Source organism: Acinetobacter sp. NIPH 2100 (assembly GCF_000369805.1).
GTDB lineage: Bacteria > Pseudomonadota > Gammaproteobacteria > Pseudomonadales > Moraxellaceae > Acinetobacter.
Genome location: NZ_KB850224.1, coordinates 2,298,031 through 2,321,806, shown reverse-complemented (window position 1 = coordinate 2,321,806; position 23,776 = coordinate 2,298,031). Strand labels below are relative to the sequence as shown.

Annotated in this window: 21 protein-coding genes and 1 pseudogene; 15 read left to right on the top strand and 7 right to left on the bottom strand. The window is 38.9% G+C overall.

Annotated elements, in window-relative coordinates; genetic code table 11:
- The first annotated feature begins 6 nt into the window (after positions 1 to 6).
- The 7 genes and pseudogenes from F887_RS07085 to F887_RS07115 all read left to right on the top strand — a co-directional run bounded on the left by F887_RS07085 (position 7) and on the right by F887_RS07115 (position 5,632).
- The gene (locus F887_RS07085; RefSeq protein WP_228129841.1) at positions 7 to 753 is read left to right on the top strand and encodes a putative type VI secretion system effector; all 747 of its coding nucleotides are present in this window, start codon (positions 7 to 9) and stop codon (positions 751 to 753) included.
- A complete protein-coding gene (locus F887_RS07090; RefSeq protein ID WP_005294978.1) occupies positions 746 to 1,501 on the top strand; it encodes a putative type VI secretion system effector in 756 nt (251 codons plus the stop codon). Before F887_RS07085 ends, F887_RS07090 begins: the two co-directional genes overlap by 8 nt.
- Positions 1,494 to 2,248 (top strand): annotated as a pseudogene (locus tag F887_RS07095) (putative type VI secretion system effector). Before F887_RS07090 ends, F887_RS07095 begins: the two are co-directional and overlap by 8 nt.
- 37 nt (positions 2,249 to 2,285) lie before the next feature.
- Positions 2,286 to 3,068: a putative type VI secretion system effector gene (locus tag F887_RS07100; RefSeq protein WP_005294974.1), complete on the top strand. Its 783-nt coding sequence runs from the start codon at positions 2,286 to 2,288 to the stop codon at positions 3,066 to 3,068.
- Positions 3,068 to 3,850: a putative type VI secretion system effector gene (locus F887_RS07105; RefSeq protein WP_005294972.1), complete on the top strand. Its 783-nt coding sequence runs from the start codon at positions 3,068 to 3,070 to the stop codon at positions 3,848 to 3,850. Before F887_RS07100 ends, F887_RS07105 begins: the two co-directional genes overlap by 1 nt.
- 16 nt (positions 3,851 to 3,866) lie before the next feature.
- On the top strand, positions 3,867 to 4,772 hold the full coding sequence (locus tag F887_RS07110) for a tetratricopeptide repeat protein (protein ID WP_005294970.1): 906 nt from the start codon (positions 3,867 to 3,869) through the stop codon (positions 4,770 to 4,772).
- A 77-nt stretch (positions 4,773 to 4,849) separates the two neighbouring features.
- The gene (locus tag F887_RS07115; RefSeq protein WP_005294969.1) at positions 4,850 to 5,632 is read left to right on the top strand and encodes a tetratricopeptide repeat protein; all 783 of its coding nucleotides are present in this window, start codon (positions 4,850 to 4,852) and stop codon (positions 5,630 to 5,632) included.
- Positions 5,633 to 5,702: 70 nt separating this feature from the next.
- On the opposite strand, the gene trmB is transcribed toward F887_RS07115, so the two are convergent.
- Complete coding sequence (gene trmB, locus F887_RS07120) at positions 5,703 to 6,419, bottom strand: tRNA (guanosine(46)-N7)-methyltransferase TrmB (RefSeq protein ID WP_005294968.1); 717 nt, start codon at positions 6,417 to 6,419, stop codon at positions 5,703 to 5,705.
- A 182-nt stretch (positions 6,420 to 6,601) separates the two neighbouring features.
- Between trmB and F887_RS07125 the strand changes: the two genes are divergently transcribed.
- Both F887_RS07125 and F887_RS07130 read left to right on the top strand, forming a co-directional pair.
- Positions 6,602 to 9,040, top strand: a complete 2,439-nt coding sequence (locus F887_RS07125) for an ExeM/NucH family extracellular endonuclease (RefSeq protein ID WP_005294967.1) — start codon at positions 6,602 to 6,604, stop codon at positions 9,038 to 9,040.
- A 206-nt stretch (positions 9,041 to 9,246) separates the two neighbouring features.
- Complete coding sequence (locus F887_RS07130) at positions 9,247 to 9,858, top strand: glutathione binding-like protein (RefSeq protein ID WP_005294962.1); 612 nt, start codon at positions 9,247 to 9,249, stop codon at positions 9,856 to 9,858.
- Positions 9,859 to 9,911: 53 nt separating this feature from the next.
- On the opposite strand, the gene F887_RS07135 is transcribed toward F887_RS07130, so the two are convergent.
- Both F887_RS07135 and ahpF read right to left on the bottom strand, forming a co-directional pair.
- The gene (locus F887_RS07135; protein WP_005294959.1) at positions 9,912 to 10,256 is read right to left on the bottom strand and encodes a hypothetical protein; all 345 of its coding nucleotides are present in this window, start codon (positions 10,254 to 10,256) and stop codon (positions 9,912 to 9,914) included.
- Between the two features lie 157 nt (positions 10,257 to 10,413).
- Positions 10,414 to 11,979, bottom strand: a complete 1,566-nt coding sequence (gene ahpF, locus F887_RS07140; protein WP_005294957.1) for an alkyl hydroperoxide reductase subunit F — start codon at positions 11,977 to 11,979, stop codon at positions 10,414 to 10,416.
- 230 nt (positions 11,980 to 12,209) lie between these two features.
- On the opposite strand from ahpF, the gene F887_RS07145 reads away from it, so the two are divergent.
- Entirely contained in the window at positions 12,210 to 12,428 is a 219-nt protein-coding gene (locus F887_RS07145; RefSeq protein WP_005294955.1) for a DUF1653 domain-containing protein, read from the top strand.
- Positions 12,429 to 12,468: 40 nt separating this feature from the next.
- Positions 12,469 to 13,056, top strand: a complete 588-nt coding sequence (locus tag F887_RS07150) for an O-methyltransferase (RefSeq protein ID WP_005294953.1) — start codon at positions 12,469 to 12,471, stop codon at positions 13,054 to 13,056.
- Here the strand turns inward: F887_RS07150 and F887_RS07155 are convergent.
- The gene (locus tag F887_RS07155; protein WP_005294950.1) at positions 13,033 to 14,082 is read right to left on the bottom strand and encodes a helix-turn-helix domain-containing protein; all 1,050 of its coding nucleotides are present in this window, start codon (positions 14,080 to 14,082) and stop codon (positions 13,033 to 13,035) included. The genes F887_RS07150 and F887_RS07155 overlap by 24 nt on opposite strands.
- Positions 14,083 to 14,204: 122 nt before the next feature.
- Between F887_RS07155 and F887_RS07160 the strand changes: the two genes are divergently transcribed.
- Entirely contained in the window at positions 14,205 to 15,398 is a 1,194-nt protein-coding gene (locus F887_RS07160; RefSeq protein ID WP_005294948.1) for an alkane 1-monooxygenase, read from the top strand.
- 52 nt (positions 15,399 to 15,450) lie between these two features.
- Here the strand turns inward: F887_RS07160 and F887_RS07165 are convergent, their stop codons facing one another.
- Complete coding sequence (locus F887_RS07165) at positions 15,451 to 15,660, bottom strand: KTSC domain-containing protein (RefSeq protein ID WP_005294945.1); 210 nt, start codon at positions 15,658 to 15,660, stop codon at positions 15,451 to 15,453.
- 254 nt (positions 15,661 to 15,914) lie between these two features.
- Positions 15,915 to 16,478, bottom strand: a complete 564-nt coding sequence (ahpC, locus tag F887_RS07170) for an alkyl hydroperoxide reductase subunit C (protein WP_004654049.1) — start codon at positions 16,476 to 16,478, stop codon at positions 15,915 to 15,917.
- Between the two features lie 478 nt (positions 16,479 to 16,956).
- On the opposite strand from ahpC, the gene hrpA reads away from it, so the two are divergent.
- The 3 genes from hrpA to F887_RS07185 all read left to right on the top strand — a co-directional run bounded on the left by hrpA (position 16,957) and on the right by F887_RS07185 (position 22,579).
- Positions 16,957 to 20,895 (top strand): ATP-dependent RNA helicase HrpA, encoded by a 3,939-nt coding sequence (hrpA, locus tag F887_RS07175; protein WP_005294942.1) that lies wholly within the window; start codon positions 16,957 to 16,959, stop codon positions 20,893 to 20,895.
- 45 nt (positions 20,896 to 20,940) lie between these two features.
- Positions 20,941 to 22,047, top strand: coding sequence for a beta-ketoacyl-ACP synthase III (locus tag F887_RS07180; RefSeq protein WP_005294940.1), 1,107 nt, complete (start codon positions 20,941 to 20,943; stop codon positions 22,045 to 22,047).
- Positions 22,048 to 22,339: 292 nt separating this feature from the next.
- Positions 22,340 to 22,579 carry a hypothetical protein gene (locus F887_RS07185; RefSeq protein ID WP_005294938.1) on the top strand — a complete coding sequence of 80 codons (240 nt, stop codon included), beginning with the start codon at positions 22,340 to 22,342 and terminating at the stop codon, positions 22,577 to 22,579.
- 48 nt (positions 22,580 to 22,627) lie between these two features.
- Here F887_RS07185 and lipA read toward each other — a convergent pair whose 3' ends face one another.
- The gene (gene lipA, locus F887_RS07190; protein ID WP_016539771.1) at positions 22,628 to 23,641 is read right to left on the bottom strand and encodes a lipoyl synthase; all 1,014 of its coding nucleotides are present in this window, start codon (positions 23,639 to 23,641) and stop codon (positions 22,628 to 22,630) included.
- Positions 23,642 to 23,776: the final 135 nt, after the last annotated feature.

The following is a 23,776-nucleotide window of genomic DNA, read 5'->3' as shown; positions in this document are numbered from 1 at the left end:
TTTGAGATGTTGAAATTTGAAGGTCGCATTCAAAGGTTAGAGATTTATGATGACTCTTTAAGTGCATTTGGAAAGTCTGGTGATACTCAAATTGCAGCTTCAGCAATTCTAAGCGGTGTAGCAGAAAGTGTTTCATTGTCTGCACAAACTGTATTTCTCGCTTCACGTAGCCGTTTGCATGTTAAGTCAGTTGTTTTGGAAATAGGCGGTAAAGTTTGTGTGGGTCAATTTCATCGTGCTCTATTCGAACAGGAAGAGTATGTTATTTGCATTGTAAGACGACTAGAAAACAACTTATATGAGCTTTATTCAGTATTGAGCCCTAAAACAGGCTTGCTTCATATGCAGGTTGGGATGGGGGCTTCACCCAAAACCCATAACACTTCAGTTATGAAAGGTAGATTAGTTTGGTATTCTATAACAGTCATTATAACAAGTTTGATTGTTTTTTTTGCACGTGGGATAAACTTAAGTACTTTATTAATTTTAGTTTTTGTTTTTATTTTATTTTATTTTATTTTATTTTTTATTATTAAAAATGCTTCAAATTCATTAAAACATTTTTCAGAAAAGTCAGAACAGATTTTTGCTTTATATGGATTTAAAGATCCTCAAGAAGTTTTCTTATTACCAAGTCGCTATCTAAGTGAAAAAGATCACTTATTGCTTGAGTCTGTATATGAATATAGAAAAATTATTGAAAGTGATCCATACCCAGAAAGCTATATAGAGCAAAAAGAACGGAATGTATGATTTACTAAAAATCGAAGGTCGCATTCAAAGATTAGAGATTTATGATGACTCTTTAAGTGCATTTGGAAAATCAGGTGATGCCCAAATTGCAGCTTCAGCAATTCTAAGTGGTGTAGCAGAAAGTGTTTCATTGTCTGCACAGACGGTATTTCTCGCTTCACGTAGTCGTTTACATGTTAAGACAGTGGTTATGGAAATAGCTGGTAAAGTTTGTATTGGCCAATTTCATAGTGGGTTGTTTGAACAGAATGAATATGTCATTTGTGTCGTAAGACGGCTTGAAAACAATTTCTATGAGCTTTATTCGGTATTGAGCCCTAAAACAGGCTTACTTCATATGCAGGTTGGGATGGGAGCTTCTGTTAAAGCTCATCAGACTTCTATAGCTAAAGGTAGAAATGTCTGGTACGCGATAACAATTTTTTTGGGATCTTTAATTTATTTTTGGGCAAGAGGTTTTAATCAGGTTGATATATTAATTTTTTTAGGAGTGGCTATTTTATTTTATTTTATTTTATTTTTTATTATTAAAAGTGCTTCAAAGTCATTAAAACATTTTTCAGAAAAGTCAGAACAGATTTTTGTTTTGTATGGATTTAAAGACCCTCAAGAAGTTTTCTTATTACCAAGTCGCTATCTAAGTGAAAAAGATCACTTGTTGCTTGAGTCTGTATATGAATATAGAAAAATTATTGAAAGTGATCCATACCCAGAAAGCTATATAGAGCAAAAAGAACGGAATGTATGATTTACTAAAAATCGAAGGTCGCATTCAAAGATTAGAGATTTATGATGACTCTTTAAGTGCATTTGAAAAATCAGGTGATGCACAAATTGTATCTTCAGCAATTTTGAGTGGTGTAGCAGAAAGTGTTTCACTCTCAGCACAAACTGTTTTTTTAGCTTCAAAAAGCCGTTTACATGTGCAATCTATTGTTATGGAAATAGATGAGAAGGTTTGTATAGGTCAATTCCATCGTGCTTTATTAAAAGAAAATGAGTATGTAATTTGTATAGCAAAAAAACTTGAAAATAATTTGTATGAACTGTATTCAGTATTAAGCCCGAAGACAGGCTTGCTTCATATGCAGGTTGGAATGGGGGAGTCAGTAGAAAAAAATAAAAAGGGTCTCAAAAAGGAAGGGTTAATATATTATGGAGTGGTATTTTTTTTATTTTCCATAATTTTTTTATGGGCAACTGGTATTAATATTGAAAATTTATTTTTTGGTTAATTATATCAGTTTTTGGATATATTGTTATAAATTATGTTGTTAAGAAAGCTGGAGACTCGTTAATATATTTGTGTGAAAACTCTGAAAAGGTTTTTAATATTTATGGTTTTTATAATGCTGATGATTTATCTTTGTTGAAATCTCGTTATATCAGTGATGAGTATAAGTTGTTATTGGAGTCAGTTTATGAATACCGTAAGGTCATTGAACAAGATCCATACCCAGAAAGCTATATAGAGCAAAAAGAACGGAATGTATAACTAACTAGAAATTAAAAGGTTGTATAAGGTAAATCATTTGAAACTAAACTTAAAGCTTGTTCAAGGTCCAATCCACTCTCTAGAGAAAGCTAAGTCCAAAATTCCTGTAAATCAGAATATTGGTGGGATTGCAGCAGGTACCGCTTTTGCTGGTGTACTTGCGGGAAGTAGCTCATTGCTCACAAGCTCGCCGATTCTATTAATGGCTGGAAAAGCAAAAGATGGAATAACTTTTATTGGTGAAATAGAGGAGTGTCCTTTACTAGGGCAATTTACCACTGTACGTTTTGACGAAAATGATGAATTGATTGCTGTAATTAATGAAAAGCCTGTAAAGGGACGACATCAAGTTTATGCAGTTGTCGATCCTAAATCAGGTTTGCTTTATATGATCTATGAAATGGGCCGTTCGGTAAAAATGGGTTATAAAGCGATTATGATGCAGACCTATTATTTTAGTATTGCATCGTTTGGCTTGCTCCTAATTATACTGATATTCAGTTTTATTTCTTCTTCTGATTATTCTGTTGAGGGAGTATTATTTTTCTTTCAGGCAGTGCTTATTGCCTTTCTTATTTCAGTTTCATTTTCTGCATTCATAAATTATTTTAGTTTTCAGAAATCTTATGAAGTTTTTGGTGAATTATCCGAACAAATATTTGAAAAACTAGGTTTTGATGATCCTAAAGAGCAGGGTTTTTACAATGATTATTTAATTAATGATGGAATCAACATCAGTGTGATGGATTATAGAAAAAATTTAAAAGGTCAAGATCCTTATCCAGAAGATTATTTTGATAAGAAAAAAGTTAGTGAATGATGACTAACTTCAAATTGAACCTAAAGATTGTTCAGGGCCCAATCCATTCTTTAGAAAAAGCCAAGTCCAAAATACCCGTAAATCAAAATTTAGGTGGAATTGCCGCTGGAACTGCTTTTGCTGGTGTGCTGGCTGAAAGTAGTTCTTTGCTTACCAGTGCTCCTATACTAGTGTTGGCAGGTAAAGCTAAAGATGGCATTACATTTACAGGGGAAATAGAAGGATATTCTTTACTAGGGCAATTTACCACGGCTCGTTTTAAAGAAAATGATGAACTGATCGCTGTAATTAATGACAAGCCTGTGGATGGACGTTATCAGGTCTATGCCATTATTGATCCTAAATCTGGCTTATTGTATATGATCTATGAAATGGGTCGTTCAATAAAAATGGGTTATAAAGCCATTATCAAGCAGATATTCTATTTTTCTTTAATTTCATGGGTTTTTATTTATTTTATATTTTTACTTTTCTTTATATTTGATTTTTCTTACAGTTTAGAAACTTTCTTTAAGTTAATTTCTTTCATTTTAATTATGTTAGTTATATCAATTTTTTCTACTTTTGTTAATTATTTTGCGTTTCGTAAATCCTATGAAAATTTTGGAACATTATCAGAGCAAATATTTGAAAAAATTGGTTTTGAATGTCCAGAGGAACAGGATTTTTATAATGAATTTTTAACGGATGACGGTGTTCAGATTAGTGTAATGAAATATCGTAATAAGTTAAAAGGTCAATATCCTTATCCAGAGGATTATTTTGATAAGAAAAATTTTTAAAGTAAAAGGTTACTTAATGAAGCTTAGATTTTTGTTTATTGTCTTAATATCGCTCACATCAGCATGTAGTCAAGACAAAGAAGCAAACACTCACGGAACTTTAACTAAAGACTATAAAGATGTGTCTGAATATAAGTCTAAACATGATCTGGAAAAGGCTGCAAAAGCAAATGATTCAGAGGCTATTTTTGTATTGGCATCTATGTACGCCACAGGTGAAGGTGAAAAATTTGATCAAAAGAAAGCATTGGAATTATTTGAGAAATCTGCACAACTAGGTTCTTCAAATGCCATGTTACAGTTAGGTTTGATTTATAGGAATGGCAATGAAGCTGTAGAAAAAGATGATCAAAAAGCTTTGATGTGGTTTAAAGAGGGAGCTAAAAGTGGAAATCCTTCTGCAATTCATAATGTGGGTTTGGCTTATTATAAAGGTTTAAGTGTTAAAGAAGATAAAGCTACAGCATTTAAATATTTTATTCGATCTGCCGAATCTGGGCTTATACAGTCCCAGACAGTTGTTGCTGCTCAACTATATGGTGGGGATGGCGTTGAAAAGGACATCAAAGCATCTTTTAAATGGATATTAAAGGCAGCTGAGCAAGGTGATCTCGAGTCACAAAACAATGTGGGCTTAGCGTATGAACGAGGAGAGGGTGTAGAACAAGATCCACTTCAAGCCCTTGTCTGGTTTAAGCGGGCAGCAGATCATGGTCATCCGTTAGCGCAATATAATACTGCACTTAAATATTATAATAGTACCGGTATGAAACAGAATTTAGATGAGTCAATACGATATGCAGAAATGGCTGTACGTAATGGAAATTCATCAGCTAAAGCATTGTTATATGATATTTACGCAGAAAGTAGTAGCTTTAAATATAGTCCTGAAAAAGCAAACTACTGGAAAGCAAAGTTGTAATCGTACATTCAATCTTTCTATGGATATGAAAATCTGACTTTAAACTCATCTGATTTATACAAGGTGTATATCTTAAAATGAAAGAAAAATTTATTTTTATTTTGGTACTTTTTAATTTCGCTCAATTGAGTGGCTGTTCTGATGTCACACAAAAACATAATGATCAGGCGATTCAGGCGGATGCGTTATATCAAGAAGCTGAAAAGTACTATTTGGGACAAGGGATTTCACAAGATTATAATAAGGCATTCACTTTATTTGAAAAAGCTGCGAAACAAGGTTCAGCGGCTGCTCAAAATAATTTGGCGAGTATGTATTTTCAAGGGTTAAGTACTCAACAAGACTATGAAAAAGCTTTTTTCTGGTTCAGCAAATCAGCACAACAAAACTTTGCAGAGGCCCAATATAACTTAGGTCTTATGTATGCTCACGGAAATTTTGTAGCAGAAGATAGAGCTAAGGCATTAGATCTATTCGTTCAAGCAGCAGCGCAGAATTTTGCGCCAGCTCAGTTTAATGTAGCTAATGCTTATCTAAAAGGTGATGGTTTAGCTAGAGATGAGAAAAAGGCCTTAGAACTCTATGCCAAAGCAGCAGAACAAAATTTCCCTCAAGCCCAGTTCAATCTGGCTAATGTTTATTTTAACGGTAATGGACTGCCTAAAGATGAAAAAAAGGCTTTAGAGCTATTTACCAAAGCAGCAGAGCAAGAGCTTCCTCAAGCTCAATATAACTTGGCATATTTATATCAACATTATTTTAATAACAAGGAAAAAGCTAAATATTGGTTTAAAAAAGCCAATGATAATGGAGTACAAGAGTCTGTAGATGCTTTAAAGCAGTTAGAGAACCACTCATAGTAACTATTTTTAAATCTTAGAAATAAAAAAGCCACTAAACAATTAGTGGCTTTTGTGAAACTCAATCAGCTTATTTAATTTTCTTAAAGATAAAGTCATTAATTCTATGACCTGATTCCAGACCACGACGCTCAAATTTAGTCACTGGACGCCATTCTGGACGAGGGTAGCTATTGCCTTTACCTGCCAAGTTTTCCATATCAGGACGATTGTCTAGGATATCAAGCATCCATTCTGCATACGGTTCCCAGTCTGTCGCTGAGTGGAAAGTACCACCCAACTCAAGCTTTTGTTCAACCAGTTGCATACGCTCATGAATCACAAAGCGGCGTTTAAAGTGACGTTTCTTTTGCCACGGATCTGGGAAGTAAAGCTGTACACAGTTAATGCTGTTGTCTGGCATTTCACGTAGCACTTGGATTGCATCGGCATCCAGTACAAACAGGTTCTTTAAGCCAGCCATACCTGCTTCATACACACACTGTGCGATACCCGGCACATGCACTTCGATTCCGACAAAGTTACGTTCAGGATTGGCTTTTGCCATTAACACCAAAGAACGACCCATACCAAAACCGATTTCAACCGTTAATGGGCGTTCAGGATGTTCAAAGTGTTGACGTAAATCACCAACAGGGTATTCCAAAATTAAATCACGATAATCTTCTAAAGCAGTACGTTGTGAAGTATTGAGCGGAGCTGAACGACGCATAAACGTCACAATTTCACGGTGCTCAGGCAAATTGTCGAGTTCCGTAATTTGCGTTTCTAACTGATCGTTTGACATGATTCTGGAGATATAAATATAGAAATGCCGTATTTTAAGTGTTCAGGTGGTCAAGTCAAACTTTAAGTGATTTTATTTAGCCGATCATTTCTAAAATTGCTTAAAATTTGTCAAAAAATCTTCATGTAGCTGTCACAGAAATTGCATAGCCTAATTACAATTTTAACACTAAGTAAAAAACCATGAACAATTTTAAATACCATTCGATCGCCATTTGTTTAGGCCTGTTAGGTGCTTCTTCAATTTTTTCTGCCGCACATGCACAACTCATGTTTAGCCAATATGTGGATGGCAGCAGCAATAAAAAAGGGTTGGAAATCTATAACCCAGATGCTACGACTGTCAATTTGGCAGATTATGAAATCCAGCAGTTTAATAATGGCGGCACGGTCAAAACCGTAGCTTTTCCATTACAAGGCAGTTTAGCCAGTAAACAAAAATTCCTGATAGGTCGTTCTGAATTACAGACACAACTAGGTGGGAAGGTCAATCAAGTCGCTGGACTCTCCTTTAATGGCGATGATGCGGTTGTGTTGCTCTATCGTGGGACACCTGTAGACCGTTTTGGTCGCATTGGTGAACGCCCAACAAATGGTTGGGGCACTACAGTGCAGAGTATGGGCAATAGCTTTAAGCGCGTTCAAACAGACAATCCTGTGGTCAGTGTTGATCCGACCAGTCCATTTGATCTCGACTCATCTTGGCAGGCATGGACAGATCGTAATGATTTTTCGAATTTGACTGGCTCAACCACGACACCGCCTGTAGACGCAGTCAGCTGTAGCAGCAGCGATACACCGATTGCTAGTTTGGCTGAATCGACTCAGAATCAAAACTATACCATTCGTGGTGTAATCACCGCGGACTATCGTTATAGCAACGGTTTCTCAGGTTTCTATGTGCAAACCCCAGATAGTAAAGCCACACCTAATGTCAGTAATGCCATCTTCGTTTATATTCCTGCAAGCAGTGTAGTAAAAGGTGGGCAAGTGGGTGATGAAGTAATCCTGCGTGGCCGTCTCACCAACTACCAAAACCAACTTCAAATTGATCAGTTACAGCAAGACGTTCAAAGCTGTAATCAAAATATGGCTTCTCTCATTCAACCACTGGATTTGAACCTACCCTTTAGCAGTTTAACTGACACAGCAGGTAATTCACCGAAACGATATCAAGGGATGTTGGTGAAGTTACCGCAAACTTTGACGGTTAGCGAAAACTATAATTTTGGTCGTTATGGAGAGCTGTCACTGAGTCTTGGTCGCTTATTTATTCCAACCAATCTTTATCCTGCATTGTCGAATGAAGCGAAAGCCTTAGCGCAGAAAAATCTACTTTCAAAAATTATTTTTGATGATGGCTATAACAATCAAAACCGTGCACCGTGGTTGCCACAAAATTTTAGTGCCTTAAATACACTACGTTCTGGCTATCAGCTAAAGAATACACAAGGTATTTTAGAATATCGTTTTAATGCGTGGCGTGTACAGCCGATTGTAGGCGCGAACTTACCAGAAGTGGTCACGACGACCAATCCGCGTCCAACCATTGCAGCTAAGCAAAGCAAACATATTCGTGCTGCGGCATTTAACGTGCTGAACTATGACAATGGCAAAAACGGCTTCCCAACCGAACGTGGTGCCAATAGTCAGGCTGAATTTGACAAGCAACATGCCAAAATCGTAAATGCATTAAAATCGATTGATGCCGACGTTTATGGTCTGATGGAGATTGCCAATAATGGTTATGGCAGTGATAGTGCGGTTGCTAACTTGACTAAGGCTTTGGGGCCAGACTGGAAATATGTGATTCCTGAAGGATTAAATCAGCTCGGTACCGATGTGATTGCAGTTGCGATTATTTATAACAGTAAACGTGTTCAACCTGTCAATAAACCTGCGGTATTGGACTTAGGCGATAAAAGCCGCTCCACCATTGCTCAATCATTCAAACCTGTACAGGGCGGACAGATTTTTACTGTGATCCCAAATCATCTTAAATCGAAGAGTTGTAAAGGTGTTGATGAAAACTCGCTTGATGCAGATCAACGTGATGGACAAGGTTGTTGGAATCCAACTCGCGTTAAAGCAGTTGAGCAACTCACCCAATGGATTGCCAAAAATCCAACCCAAGTGAAAAATCCGAATATCTTGCTCTTAGGCGATATGAACAGTTATGCCAAAGAAGATCCAATCCTCAGTTTTGAAAAAGCCAACTATAAAGTCCTGCTGAATGACAGCAAAGTTGGTGAGGGTAGTCAGGGGTATAGTTATGTCTATGGTGTCGCAAGCGATGCAGATGGTTATGGCGGTGCAGGTAACCTTGATCATGCGATTGCCGATGCCAATCTGTATAAGCGTGTGATCAAAACCTTTGCATGGCATATCAATGCCGATGAGCCGACGGTGCTGGATTATAATGAAGAATATAAAACTGATGAGCAAAAGGCCTTGTTCTTCGCTGCGGATGCTTATCGTTCTTCAGACCATGACCCAGTTATTGTGGATTTGGATATGAAAAGCTCGGATTCTCAGCTTGAGCCAAACAATCCAAAGAATATCATCGTTGAATTTTTAAACTCATTATTTGAATGGTTAGGCAAACTTTTTGGCAGAGCGTAATCCGCTTTCCGTGACGTTGTTTAGTTTGTTTTTTCATAAATTAATCAATCGTCACGGAATATAACTTGCAAGGCAGAAAAAAATTCATTAATAGTAGTGGTGTAGATGTTCTTAGCATGAAAGCTATTATAAATTTTAGTTATTTCTGTTCTCGAGTTTCGTAGGAATGTTCTAGGGCATAAGTTGTTAGATAACAAGGATCAATTATGAAGTTGTATTATTCACCTGGCGCATGCTCATTGGCAGCCCATATTATTTTAAATGAAATAAACGTCGATTTTGATTTAGAACGAGTTGATCTAAAAACACATAAAACCTCTAAAGGTGCAGATTATTACGAGATTAATCCAAAGGGCTATGTGCCTGCATTGGAAATTAATCCAGGTTTGATTTTAACTGAGAATGTGGCGATTTTACCGTTTTTGGCACAGCATGATCCTAAGCAGGATTTGATTCCACCGTCAGGGATGGGACGTGCCAAAGTGCTGGAATGGTTAGGATATTTGAATTCAGAGCTGCATGATGCTTATTCGGTATTCTTTGGCGGCAAACTCACTGATGATGAAAAAACCAAAGCCTATGCAGAAGTTGATCGTTTGCTTAAATATATCGACAACTACTTAGCTGAATCAGATTGTGATTATCTAGTCGATGACAACTTTGGTCCTGCGGATGCGTATTTATTTGTTCTTACCAATTGGTCAAATCATATCGAACATGACTTGACGCCATACATCAACATTATTGCATTGCGTAATAAAGTCGCTGAACGTCAGTCAGTGCAAATTGCAATGCGTGATGAAGGTCTATTAAGTTAAATAAGACATATAAAAAAGCCTCTGTTTACAGAGGCTTTTTTATTTCAACTCAATTATTGTTGAGCTTTTTCTTTCACATCAGCAGCAGTTGATTCTACAGCACCAGCAACTTTAGCGGTTGCATCACGTGCAGCAGCTTCAGTTTTTGCAGCAGCTTCAGCAGTTGCAGTCGCAGTGTGATCAGCAGCAGCATCAATTTGATCACCCGCTGTATCTACAGCAGTTGCAACATTATTAGCAGCAGAATCAGCAGCATTTTGAACATCAGCACCAGCTTGGCTAGCAGCGTGTTCTAAATGTTCACCCGTGGTTGCACCTGTTTCAGGCGCTTTATCTTTATTACAGCCTACAAGCGCAACAGTAGCAGCAAGACCTAATGCAACAAGTAATTTATTCATTGTCTATTTCCTTTTCTTTGTGGCATCCAATAGGATATGGATACCGAAAATATAAACATAAACTTGATGAATAATAAAGTTGAAAATTTGTTGATAACTTGTAAAAACACGCACTTACATCGGAAAATGTAAGTGCGTGCACATGTTTGAGATCAGCTTATACGCCAGAACGGATCATATAATCAAAGGCAGACAGTGAGGCTTTGGCACCTTCACCTGTGGCAATGATGATTTGCTTGTAGGGTACGGTAGTACAGTCACCTGCAGCAAATACACCTTTGACATTGGTCTCGTTACGATCATTGATCACGATCTCACCACGATTACTCAGTTCAACTGCACTGTTCTTCAAGAAATCTGTGTTTGGCAATAAACCAATTTGCACAAAGATCCCTGCAAGTTCAACACTGTGTTCAACATCAGTGGCACGATCTTTATATTTCAATGCCGTCACTTGGGCACCATCACCGACCACTTCAGTACTGAGTGCATTCAAGATCACCGTAGTGTTCGGTAAGCTGTTTAGTTTGTCTTGCAATACTTGGTCAGCACGTAGTTTGGTATCAAACTCAACTAAAGTCACATGCTCTACAATCCCTGCAAGGTCAATCGCTGCTTCTACACCTGAGTTACCACCACCAATCACCGCAACACGTTTACCTTTAAATAATGGACCATCACAGTGTGGGCAGTACGCAACACCACGGGTACGGTATTCTGCTTCACCCGGAACATTCATTTCTCTCCAACGTGCACCTGTTGAAAGAATGATGGTTTTTGATTCAAGCTTAGCACCATTTTCCAGTTCCACTTCAACCAGACCATTGGCGGTTTGATCTGCACCTGTGATCTTGCTGACACGTTGCAAGTTCATGATATCGACACCGTATTCACGTACATGTGCTTCCATGTCTTGGGCAAACTGAGGACCTACCGTTTTTTGAACCGTGGTAAAGTTTTCAATATCCATGGTATCCATCACCTGACCGCCAAAGCGTTCAGCCACGATCCCCGTTTTGATGCCTTTACGTGCCGCGTAGATCGCTGCGGTACCACCAGCAGGACCACCACCAATCACCAACACATCAAATGCATCTTTGGCATTGATTGCCGCTGCATCTTTCTCAGCCGAGTTGCTATCTAACTTGGCAACGATTTCCTCCAAAGTCATACGACCTTGACCGATATGTTGATTGTCTTGGAACACCATTGGTACCGCCAAGATTTTACGTTCTTCAACTTCGTCTTGGAAGAAAGCACCATCAATCATGGTCGCAGTGGTATTTGGGTTGTTAATCGCAATCAAGTTAAGCGCTTGCACCACATCAGGACAGTTATGGCAGCTGAGCGAGACAAACACATCAAAGTTTGCGCTTAAGTTTAAGCCTTTGATCTGGGTTAAGACTTCATCAGAGACTTTTGGTGCATAACCCGATACTTGTAATAATGCCAAGATCAAAGAGGTAAACTCATGTCCCATTGGTAAGCCAGCAAAGAACACACGCGGTTGTTCACCTGCTTTGGCCACACCAAAACTAGGACGGCGAGCGTTTGAACCGTCAAAACGCGCCGTAACTTGGTCAGAAAGTTCAGCAATTTCCGTTACGAGTTCTTTGATTTTTGCAGCTTTGTCCGAGTCATCTAAAGCAGCAACCAACTCGATTGGACTTTCTAAACGTTCTAAGTAAGCTTTTAATTGAGTTTTAATATTTTGATCTAACATGTATGACTCCAAATTCTAAGACGTGCAAATCGGCTAAATTCATTCAATGAAGTTATAGTACGCAAAAGTACTAAATAGGTAAAACAGTATGTTTTTATTGGTTTGATCGGTTTTTTGAATTTTAAGTGTGTTGGCCGTTATATGTGCAGATAGTTTCATAAAAATTTGAGTACAATCAAAGTTGTTATATAACTGCAATCATTTCGTGGCATAAATAAAGGGTAAGTAACATGGCGTTACAACGTGGCATCTATCAGCATTACAAAGGTCAGCTATATCAAGTATTTAATGTTGCACGACATAGCGAAACCGAAGAAGAGTTGGTCGTCTATCAATGCTTATATGGTGATTATTCGATGTGGGTACGCCCATTGACGATGTTTACCGAAACCGTTCAGCTTGACGATGGTCAAATTTTACCGCGCTTTAAACTGGTACAAACGACTTAAATTTAATGCGCTTTTGATTGAAGCATTTGAGGGATCAGACATGACCAGCACTGTATTTTTACAACGTATCTCTGATTTATATGATGAGTTTAAACAACATGATGCTCGACAGTCTGATCGTTTAAGACGGTACCGAAATATTGAAGCTGAGTCTGCCAAGTTACTTGCGATGTTGGTTCGGACTCAACGATCAAAACGAATTTTAGAAATTGGTACTTCTACTGGTTATTCCACACTTTGGCTGGCGGAAGCTGCGAAAGTGATGGGAGGCAAGGTACAGACACTAGAAATCAATGCATTTCGTAGTGCTCAAGCAAAAAAATATGCGGAAGAGTTTGGCTTGGAATCTTGGATTGATTTTTGGGTCGGGGATGCGGCTGATTATTTGGCTGATGGGATTGAGCCTTTCGACTTAATTTTACTTGATGCCGAGCGTGGTAGTTATGCGGGGTATTGGGAAGACTTAAAGCGTTTATTGCAATCTTCAGGCAGCACTTTAATTGTTGATAATGTCATTTCTCACGCGGCAGAAGTAAAGACATTTCTTGAACTGATTAAGGATGATGAAGATTATATGAGCACCATCCTGCCGATCGGTGCGGGTTTATGTATGGTGGTGTTGAAGTGAATCGGTTTTGCCTTGATGTTGTAATCGATACGCTTGAGGGCTACAACCAATGACCTTATTAAAAGCACGGGTAAAATTAGCAGGATTAGAATAACCCAATTCATAGGCAATATGGGTAATGGTAAAGCTAGAATTTTCTAATAAATCAATGGCACGCTCTGTACTGATTTGCTGTTTTAAAGCTTGAAATTCAACGCCTTGTTGCTGTAAATAACGCTGCAAAGTTTTAGTCGAAATGTTTAATACTTTGGCACATTCCATGAGGGTAGGAACCTGATTGGCTTGTCGTAACATCATGCTGACCCATTCAACAATTTCACCTTGATGATAAATCTTCTGGATTTGTTCCTGACAGCGTTGCTCGACTATTTTTAAACTATGTGCATCTGCCAAAGGCAAGGGTAGTGCCAATTGTTGCTGATCAATCACCACACGGATACCTGAAAGCCAAGTATAGTTAAAGTGAAAATTGGCTTTCACTAAAGCTAAGTAACGTTCTTGATAACTTGGCTCTGGAACACTCAAATATACTTGGTAGCGTTGTAATTGCTGACCTGCCAACTCTAAAAGGCTGTAGTAAAACGCCACCGCAATTGCTTCAATATGAAAGGCCAAACACTGCTTATTCATCTGTAAAATTGGTTCAAATAAGAGTTCAACCTTATGTTGATGGGGCGGAAACTGAATACTCAGCTTAAAACTCGGCATAATCAGTCTAAAATATTGTGCAATCAGCCTAAGTGCATGTTCCAAATTAGGACTGGTCATGAGCGCATAGCCCACCAAGCTATGCGAGCTGAGCTTGATATTTTTACCCAGTTCAAAGGCCAGATCTTGGGTGTTGGGTAGACTTAAACCAATTTCAATGAATTGTTCAATCTGTTGAATCGACAATAATTCTGTTTTTGCCAGCTCTTGCTGCACTGCCATCAATAACTCATTATCGTATTGATGGGTACCCATCAATATTTCAATCAGTCGTAAATAATAACGTGATGGAATAACCGGGATCTGTTGCTTCTGCACAATAAAAACTCAGTAAAGTCTTAAAATGATAATAGCAAGTCTTAAAATGATAATATATAGCGGCGGTGAAGGAACACAATCAATTCAAGCAAAACATTTTGTGTTTGATTGAGGAGTTTCTAATGAATATGCATACTCAACTGGATGTCGAGCAAGCGACAACAAAATTTAAGGATAAAAAACGTCATTTATGGCTTTTAGGTTTGGCTGTACCAACCATTGCTATGGGGGGCTTGGCGGGCTATCAATTTGGTCCTAAAAAAACGAAAAAGTTCTTTGCTTCATTTGGGCCATTATTTATTCATGGCGTTATTCCGACATTGGATAAATTGATTGGTGAAGACACCGAAAACCCACCCTTAGATGCAATCGCGGATTTAGAAGCTGATCCGTATTACGCTCGAATTGTTAAACTTTTTATTCCATTACAATATGCAACCAATATTTATGGGGCTTATTTAGCCAGTCGTAAAGACACACCAGTAGCAGATCAAGTCTTATTGGGAACCTTAGTAGGAATGGTCAATGGAATTGCGATTAATACTGCACATGAACTGAGCCATAAGAGTGGACGTTTAGAGCATTATCTTTCGCATTTGGCTTTAGCACCATCTGGTTATAATCATTTCCGAATTGAACACCCGTATGGACACCACCGTCGCGTTGCAACACCTGAAGATCCAGCATCGTCACAATTTGGCGAAAGCTTTTGGAAATTTTTACCGCGTACTGTGATTGGCAGTTTTAAATCGGCGATCGAAATTGAGAAAAACCGTTTAGAACGTAAAAAACTGCCTTTTTTCTGTAAGGAAAATGAGTTAATTCATGGTTGGGCAATGTCAGCTGTATATCATGCCGCGATGTTTAGCAAGTTTGGTCTGCGTTCAGTACCGTTCCAACTCACACAAGCGGCTTATGCGATTACCTTGTTTGAATCGGTAAATTACATCGAACATTATGGTTTAAAGCGTGCAAAGAAAGAAAATGGCCAATATGAGCGTACTTTGCCAGAGCATAGCTGGAACAATAATAATGTCGTGACCAATTTGTTCTTGTATCAATTACAACGTCATTCAGATCATCATGCCAATCCGACCCGAAGCTTTCAAACCTTACGTCACTTTGAAGATGCGCCTCAGCTACCAGCAGGGTATGGTGCGATGATTTTGCCTGCATTTATTCCATCTTGGTGGTCAAAAATTATGGATGATCGCGTTGTAGCGCACTATAAAGGAGACCTCAACAGAATCAATATGCATGAGGATGTGAAGGAAAAAATGCGAGAGAAATATATAGAGCAAAATGAAGCAGCTTAAATAATCGAAAGACACAAAACAGATCAGCCCAAGCGGGCTGATTTTTTTATGATTAAGCAGAAATACAGAGCCTTTTAAAGTGCAGATCAAACTCAAGATATTTGTGGACAAACGCAGTTTTATCAGTAGTACGTAACAAATTATTGTAAATAAACTCTGGAACGGGATGATAGAGCTCACCTGAGCCATTGCTATAGAAGATTTTTAAATAGCGTGAAGAAACATCGTATTTCCAAGAGGTTACAACAACAGATTTTTCCATATAACGACTCCTACTTTTGTTTGATCTTTTAGTACATATCTAAAAACTCTTTTGTTTCATAATTTGACAGTACTCCAACTTGAGCAGGCTGACAATTCATAAATGAATGTTGCTATAAATTTATAAGTATAAGAATTGTAAAAAATTAGCTATAAATTTTCGCTGTGGGATAGGGCTTGGATTGATAAAAATAATCAATAAAAAAACCACCCTAAAAAGGGTGGTTTCAAACCTATTGGTCTAATCTAAAAAAATTAGATTTTACCAACTAAGTCGATAGATGGAGCAAGAGTTGCTTCGCCTTCTTTCCATTTAGCTGGGCAAACTTCACCTGGGTGAGCGTGAACATATTGAGCAGCTTTAACTTTACGAAGAAGTTCAGATGCATCACGGCCAATACCACCAGCGTTGATTTCAACGATTTGGATTTTGCCTTCTGGATCGATTACGAAAGTACCACGGTCAGCAAGACCAGCAGCTTCGATTAATACGTCGAAGTTTTTAGAAAGTGTCCAAGTTGGGTCACCGATCAATGGGTATTGGATTTTACCAATAACTTCTGAAGTGTCGTGCCAAGCTTTGTGCGTGAAGTGAGTGTCAGTAGACACGCCATAGATTTCAACGCCTAATTTTTGGAATTCAGCATAGTTGTCAGCAAGGTCGCCTAACTCAGTTGGACATACGAAAGTGAAGTCAGCTGGGTAGAAGAATACAACAGACCATTTGCCTTTAAGATCTGCTTCAGATACGTCAACAAATTGACCGTTGTGGTATGCAGTTGCTTTAAATGGTTTAACTTCAGTATTAATTAAGCTCATCATTGTCTCCATGATTGAGGTTTTATTGAGAGGCTAACGCCTTACTTGTTTACGAGGTCAAGAATAAATAATTTTTAGTTATTGGGGAAATAGTATTTTTACATTACTAAAATCGGAAAATTGAATAACTCAATCAAAAACGACTTTCACCCAAAGATATTTCTTCTATTTGACTCCATGCAGATGAAGCAAAAATGACAAAATATCTGAAAACTAACGTGCATAACAACATGAAGTCTACGCCATCAAAATTCAAGGGTAAAATTGAAAAAAGATAAAAATATATAAAAAACCAAGATATACGATTAAATTTTCTACATCACATGAATGTATAAAATGTTCGGGGAGTAAAAAGTGCAATGGGGTAAATAAGTTAAGTTTTGCATTCTGTCGCCAAGAGAATGAAAAGGTTTCTTTGCATAGCAAGGGCTTAAAGCGTAAAATAGCCGATTATTTTATTTTTCAGGAAAGCTGTTCAGTGCAGAGTCATTTAAATGTAGATCAATTGGTTATGGCACGTGACCGTCACCGTTTAAATCGACTGCGCAAAGATAAAAAAACAGAAACAGCAGAAATCGAAAAACTCATTGAACAATCGAATCATAAGGTAAAACAACGCTTAGCACGTGTTCCCAAAATTAAGCTGAACCAAGATTTACCTGTTACCCAATATGCAGACCGTTTAATTGAGGCGATTCAAAAGCATCAGGTCATCATTGTTGCAGGTGAAACAGGTTCGGGTAAAACCACACAGCTTCCACAAATTGCCATGTTGGCAGGTCGTGGGCTCACAGGGATGATTGGTCATACTCAGCCACGCCGTCTGGCTGCGCGTAGTGTCTCGCAACGTATTGCAGAAGAAGTCGGTGAGAAACTTGGTGAATCGATTGGCTTTAAAATCCGTTTTAATGAGCAAGGTTCGCAAGACTCAATCGTTCGCTTGATGACCGATGGTATTTTGCTGGCTGAACTGACCAATGACCGTTTTTTATCAAAATACGATACGATCATTATTGATGAAGCGCATGAACGCTCACTCAATATCGATTTTATCATGGGTTATCTCAAGCAACTTTTGCCAAAACGCCCTGATTTAAAAGTGATCGTGACGTCGGCGACGCTAGATGTAAATCGTTTTAGCCAATATTTCTATGACGCACCGATTTTTGAAGTAGAAGGTCGTAGTTTTCCTGTCGAGCTGCGTTATCGTCCAATTTCTGAACTGAGTATCGTGGGCAGTGATGACGACGAATTTGATGATTTTGAAGAAAACTTACCGCGTGCTGTGGTACAAGCGGTAGAAGAGTGTTTTGCCGATGCCGAAGCAAAAGGCCATCCTGAATATGCAGATATTTTAATTTTTGCCAGTACTGAACAAGAGATTCGTGAATTACAGGAAACACTGCAAAAATATGGTCCTCGCCATACTGAGGTATTGCCTTTATATGCGCGTTTGGCGCTCGCAGAACAACAAAAAATCTTTAGTCCGAGCGGTAAAGGTCGGCGCATTATTATTGCCACTAACGTTGCTGAAACTGCCTTAACAGTTCCAAACATTCGTTATGTGATTGATAGTGGCTTTGCTCGTATTTCACGTTATAACTATCGTTCGCGTGTACAGCGTTTACCGATTGAAGCAATTTCTCAGGCTGCAGCCAATCAGCGTAAAGGGCGTTGTGGTCGTATTGCTGCGGGTGTGTGTATTCGTCTATATAGCGAAGATGATTTTTTAAGCCGTCCTGAATTTACTGAACCTGAAATTAAGCGGACCAACTTGGCCTCTGTTATTTTGCAAATGCAAAGCTTAGGCCTAGGTAATTTAGAAGACTTTGATTTTATTGAGCCGCCTGATTTCCGCTTGGTGAATGATGGACGTAAGCTCTTGGTAGAGTTAGGCGCATTAACAGATAAAAAAGCCCCTCTTTCTCAAAGAGGGGTTGGGGGAGATTCATCTAGAGATAATCCCCCTCAATCCCCCTTTACCAAAGGGGGAAGCCCAGATCGCTTAACCAAAGTCGGTCAAATGATGGCGCGTATACCGATTGATCCGCGTTTAGCACGTATGTTGGTTGGCGGGGCACATTTTGGTGTACTCAAAGAAACCTTGATTATTGTCAGTGCCTTAGCCATTCAAGATCCTCGAGAACGTCCTGCCGATAAGCAAATGCAGGCTGATCAAAAGCATGCGTTATTTAAAGAAGCGGACTCCGACTTTTTATTCTATTTAAAACTCTGGAATACGCTGCAAACCAGTCCTGAAACACAAACTGAGAATAAGCGTCGTCAATTTGCACGTCAGCACTTTTTAAGTTGGTTACGTCTGCGTGAATGGAAGCAAACTCATCAGCAATTGGTTGAATTGGCAGAAGGTTTAAAGCTGAGTTTTAATGAAAAATCAGCCAATTATGAAAATCTGCATCGTGCCTTACTCACGGGCTTACTTTCATTTATCGCCAATAAGACCGATGAACGTAATACTTTTATGGCGGTGCGCCAACAGAAAGCTAAAGTTTTTCCTGCAAGTACTTTGCACAAAACCAATACGGCTTGGGTCATGGCATTTGAGATGGTGGAAACCTCTCAAGTATATTTACGGACCTTGGCAAAAATTGATCCTGAATGGATTTTATTGGCTGCGCGTGATTTATTGAAGTACCACTATTTCGAACCACATTGGTCGAAAAAAGCAGGTATCGTCAATGCTTATGCTCAAATCTCTTTATTTGGTTTGATTATTGAGCCAAAAAGATTAATCAATTTTGAGAAAGTAGACCAAGCTGCGGCACATGAAATCTTTTTACGTGATGCATTAACGACCGGTCATTTAGGCATTACTCCGCCATTTTTAAAGCATAACTTACTCAAACTTGAAGAAGTTGAACGGGTCGAAGATAAGCTGCGTCGTCGTGATTTGGTGGTGGACGAAGAAACCATTTATCAGTTCTATGCAGCGAAAGTGCCTGAAGAAATCGCCAGTCGCAGTAGTTTTGAAGATTGGCGTGCAACCATTGAGTCAGAGCAGCCACGTTATTTATTTGTAGAAGATGATGCGTTGTGGATGAATGATCGCCCAACCACGCAGCAATTCCCAGATTATTTACATAATGGACAACTGCGACTTGCTGCTAGCTATCGTTTTGACCCAAGTCATGATGAAGATGGTGCAACAGTTAAGATTCCTGTGCAGGCTTTACCGCAAGTGGATGAAAAACAGTGGTCATGGGGGATTCCAGGGTGGCGTCAGGATTTAATCGAAGCGTTATTAAAAGCCTTGCCAAAAGATAAGCGTCGCAATCTGGTCCCGATTCCCGATACTGCAAAAAAGCTGATGCAGGGAATTGATGCTGTTCATTTGCGCGAACATTTATTTAGCTACTTGGCATTTGCTTTACGTGGTGAGCAGATTACGGAAAAAGATTTTTCTTTTGAGCGAATTGATCAGTATCTGATCCCGTTTATTAAAGTCGTTGATGAAAAAGGCAAACTAATCGCGCAAGGGCGTGATCTGGATGAGTTGAAAGCGCGTTGTCGTGTCGAAACCCACCGTCCAGTGAAACAGCAACAAGGTGAGTTCCAGACCTTCCCTGAAAATTTTGTATTTGAAGCATCGCAAAAAGTAACAGGTGTTGTGATCAAGCAATATCAGGCTTTGGTACCAACAAAAGTATTTGCAGAGCTTGAAGCAAAAGATGAATCGGGTGTGGTGATTCAAACCTTTAATGATCAAGATGAAGCCATTAAGCAACATCGCGAAGGGGTGATTCGCCTGGTGCATATGCAGTTGGGGGATTTAATCCGTCAATTGAAAAAACAAATTTCCAAGCCTTTGGCTTTGGCCTATTCACCACTGGGTGATCGAGCGAAACTGGAACAAATGCTAGTCTATGCAACTTTGCAGGTGTCGATTCAAGAATTACCTAAAAATGCGGATGAGTTTCAACAGCTGTTGAATGAAACGAAAAAGCAGTTTTTAGCAAATGGTCAACAGACATTAAATGATTTAACTGAAATATTTACCCAATGGCAGCAGATCCGCCGTGAGTTATTGATGTTGGATCAGACGATTTTTGGTCGAAGTGTGGATGATATTGAAGATCAACTCGATTTAATGTCACTGGCAAACTTTGTGTATAGCCGTCCTGCTGAAATTTGGCAGGAATACCCGCGTTATTTAAAAGCACTGCTATTGCGTTTAGACCGTTTGCCAAATAATCTACAACGAGACCTTGCTGCGATTGATGATGTCGATCCATGGATGGACAAAGTATTTAAATTTAAAAATGATCCTAAAATCAAAGAATTGTATTTGATGTTGGAAGAGTTCAGGATTTCTTTGTTTTCTCAGCCGATGAAAACAAAGCTGCCTATTTCACCAACTAGATTACAAAAACTATGGGATCGATTAGCAATCGGTTAAACTGAGAAATATGAAAGCTAGAACCATTCTTTACAGGAGTTTTACATGGGCATCCGTATAACAGGTACAGGTTTATTCCATCCAACTGAATCTATTTCCAATGAAGAGTTGGTTGAAAGTTTAAATGCTTATGTAGAACAGTATAACCAAGATAATGCGGCGCAGATCGAAGCAGGCGAAATTGAAGCTCTTCGTGGCTCAAGTCCTGAATTCATTGAAAAAGCATCAGGTATTCAACGCCGTTATGTGGTCGAAAAATCAGGTATTCTTGATCCGACACGTTTGCGTCCACGTTTGCAAGAACGCAGCAATGATGAACTTTCACTTCAAGCGGAGTGGGGTGTGATTGCTGCAAAACAAGCGATGGAAAATGCAGGTGTAACAGCTGAAGACATCGATGTTGTGATTTTGGCATGTTCAAATATGCAACGTGCATATCCTGCTGTTGCCATTGAAATCCAGTCTGCATTGGGTATTCAAGGCTATGCCTATGATATGAATGTGGCATGTTCTGCTGCGACATTTGGTTTGAAGCAAGCTTACGATGCAGTGAAATGTGGTGCGCGTCGTGTGTTATTGCTCAATGTTGAGATTACCTCAGGTCATTTAGATTATCGCACCCGTGATGCACACTTTATCTTTGGTGATGTTGCAACGGCATCGATTATTGAAGAGACAGAAACTAAATCTGGTTATGAGATCTTAGACATTCATTTGTTTACTCAGTTCTCAAATAATATCCGTAATAACTTCGGTTTCTTAAACCGTAGTGAAGATGCAGTTGTGGATGATAAATTATTCCGTCAAGACGGTCGTAAAGTCTTTAAGGAAGTATGTCCGTTAGTCGCTAAAATCATTACCGCTCAATTGGAAAAATTGGAATTAACCGCTGAACAAATTAAACGTTTCTGGTTACACCAAGCCAATGCCAATATGAATGAACTAATTTTGAAATTGGTTGTCGGCAAAGAGGCTGATTTGGAACGTGCACCAATCATTCTTGATGAGTTTGCCAATACTTCTTCTGCTGGTGTGATTATTGCGATGCATCGTACAGGTGAACAAGTGAATGATGGTGAGTATGCGGTGATTTCTTCATTCGGTGCTGGCTATTCAGTTGGTTCGATTGTAGTGCAAAAACATATTGCTTAAGCATTTAGCATCATTAAAAAAAGGGGCATTGATTTGCTCCTTTTTTATATAAGCAATACATATAAATTAACGCATTGGAAATGTTTTTTTCACTTTCTAGCCAGATTGATGAAGGTTCAAATGATTTTTATTGAAGTTTTTTTTAAACAGTTGAGGATGATTTTTCTGTAGAGTATGAAGAAAATCCTTTTAACTCTTTAAGTCCATATTTACATTTTTCTTGAAAAGGTTGTTAGATGCTCATTTAGTAATAAGGTTGTTAAAGCCTAGAATATTCGAAGGAAGGTTTGATATGGGGCAGACGAAGAAAATTACTATTTTTGTTATGGACATGGATTCATCCGAAGATTTTGACCGAGTTGAAGCTTGGCTGGAAAAATGGAAAAGCTTGGTTATTATTGATGACTATAGTAGTGGCGGGTGGGAGCATTACTGGGATGTTGAAGCTCCTGTTGAGGCGATAATTGAGATTCCTAAACAATGGTTATGCTCTAGTGTGTGGGCAACACCTGAAATTTTTATCAAACCATAATCCATAAATTAAAAATGGACGTACCGAAGTACGTCCATAACACAAATATTAAGCTTCAATCGCTTGAACGGCAATTTTCTTGGCAGGATCGACTTTACGACGTACAGCTGGTACTGGTTCACCATGGTATTGGCGATCAGCAAAGTAGCTTGAGCGAACCATTGGGGCAGACCAGATATTTCTAAAACCAAGTTTACGACCATGTTCCGCATAACGCTCAAATTCTTCTGGCGTGACAAAACGGTCAATTGGTGCATGTTGTTTAGACGGCTGTAAATACTGACCAATCGTGATGTAATCAACATCATGAGCTCTAAGGTCATCGAGTAGGGCAATCACTTCTTCTTCAGTTTCACCGATACCCACCATCAAACCACATTTAGTCGGTACATCTGGGCAGTATTCTTTAAACATTTTTAACAGAGTTAAAGAATGCTGATAGTCTGAACCTGGGCGCATCGCTTTATATAAACGCGGTACGGTTTCAATGTTGTGGTTGAACACATCTGGTGGACATTCAGTCATGATGCGTAAGGCAATATCCATACGACCACGGAAGTCGGGTACTAGAATTTCCAACAATGTTTTTGGACTTAGTGCACGGGCTTCTTTGATACAATCAACAAAGTGTTGCGCACCACCATCTAACAAATCATCACGGTCAACCGAGGTAATGACGGCGTATTTTAAACCAAGATTTGAAATGGTTTCTGCCATGTGACGTGGTTCGTCTGGGTCCAATGCATTTGGGCGGCCATGTGCGACGTCACAGAATGGACAGCGACGTGTACAGATATCGCCCATGATCATAAAGGTTGCTGTACCACCACCGAAACATTCAGGTAGGTTAGGACAAGCGGCTTCTTCACATACGGTGTGTAGTTTTTGCGAGCGCAAGGTTGTTTTGATACGCTGAACTTCTTCTGGAGCGGTCATCTTGACTCGAATCCAGTCGGGTTTGCGAGGTACTTCAACCGTAGGGATAACTTTTACAGGAATTCTCGCGACTTTTTCCGCGCCACGAAGTTTTATACCCTGTTCAGGTTTACGGTGTTCAGACATATAAGTTCTACAGCCTTTGACTTGAGATATCCCGTTATTATAGTCAAATTTAGCGCTTGAAAGCATGAAAAGTGGTATTCATTTTGAAAATGTAAATATATAAAAATATATAGTTGTGAAATACATCATCTGGCT

What these genes read in the sequence shown, in the direction of transcription:
- F887_RS07085 (WP_228129841.1), top strand. Translation starts at nt 7, where the DNA reads ATGTTGAAATTTGAAGGTCGCATTCAAAGGTTAGAGATTTATGATGAC.
- F887_RS07090 (WP_005294978.1), top strand. Translation starts at nt 746, where the DNA reads ATGTATGATTTACTAAAAATCGAAGGTCGCATTCAAAGATTAGAGATT.
- F887_RS07105 (WP_005294972.1), top strand. Translation starts at nt 3,068, where the DNA reads ATGACTAACTTCAAATTGAACCTAAAGATTGTTCAGGGCCCAATCCAT.
- F887_RS07110 (WP_005294970.1), top strand. Translation starts at nt 3,867, where the DNA reads ATGAAGCTTAGATTTTTGTTTATTGTCTTAATATCGCTCACATCAGCA.
- F887_RS07115 (WP_005294969.1), top strand. Translation starts at nt 4,850, where the DNA reads ATGAAAGAAAAATTTATTTTTATTTTGGTACTTTTTAATTTCGCTCAA.
- trmB (WP_005294968.1), bottom strand. Translation starts at nt 6,419, where the DNA reads ATGTCAAACGATCAGTTAGAAACGCAAATTACGGAACTCGACAATTTG.
- F887_RS07125 (WP_005294967.1), top strand. Translation starts at nt 6,602, where the DNA reads ATGAACAATTTTAAATACCATTCGATCGCCATTTGTTTAGGCCTGTTA.
- F887_RS07130 (WP_005294962.1), top strand. Translation starts at nt 9,247, where the DNA reads ATGAAGTTGTATTATTCACCTGGCGCATGCTCATTGGCAGCCCATATT.
- F887_RS07135 (WP_005294959.1), bottom strand. Translation starts at nt 10,256, where the DNA reads ATGAATAAATTACTTGTTGCATTAGGTCTTGCTGCTACTGTTGCGCTT.
- ahpF (WP_005294957.1), bottom strand. Translation starts at nt 11,979, where the DNA reads ATGTTAGATCAAAATATTAAAACTCAATTAAAAGCTTACTTAGAACGT.
- F887_RS07145 (WP_005294955.1), top strand. Translation starts at nt 12,210, where the DNA reads ATGGCGTTACAACGTGGCATCTATCAGCATTACAAAGGTCAGCTATAT.
- F887_RS07150 (WP_005294953.1), top strand. Translation starts at nt 12,469, where the DNA reads ATGACCAGCACTGTATTTTTACAACGTATCTCTGATTTATATGATGAG.
- F887_RS07160 (WP_005294948.1), top strand. Translation starts at nt 14,205, where the DNA reads ATGAATATGCATACTCAACTGGATGTCGAGCAAGCGACAACAAAATTT.
- F887_RS07165 (WP_005294945.1), bottom strand. Translation starts at nt 15,660, where the DNA reads ATGGAAAAATCTGTTGTTGTAACCTCTTGGAAATACGATGTTTCTTCA.
- ahpC (WP_004654049.1), bottom strand. Translation starts at nt 16,478, where the DNA reads ATGAGCTTAATTAATACTGAAGTTAAACCATTTAAAGCAACTGCATAC.
- F887_RS07180 (WP_005294940.1), top strand. Translation starts at nt 20,941, where the DNA reads ATGGGCATCCGTATAACAGGTACAGGTTTATTCCATCCAACTGAATCT.
- F887_RS07185 (WP_005294938.1), top strand. Translation starts at nt 22,340, where the DNA reads ATGGGGCAGACGAAGAAAATTACTATTTTTGTTATGGACATGGATTCA.
- lipA (WP_016539771.1), bottom strand. Translation starts at nt 23,641, where the DNA reads ATGTCTGAACACCGTAAACCTGAACAGGGTATAAAACTTCGTGGCGCG.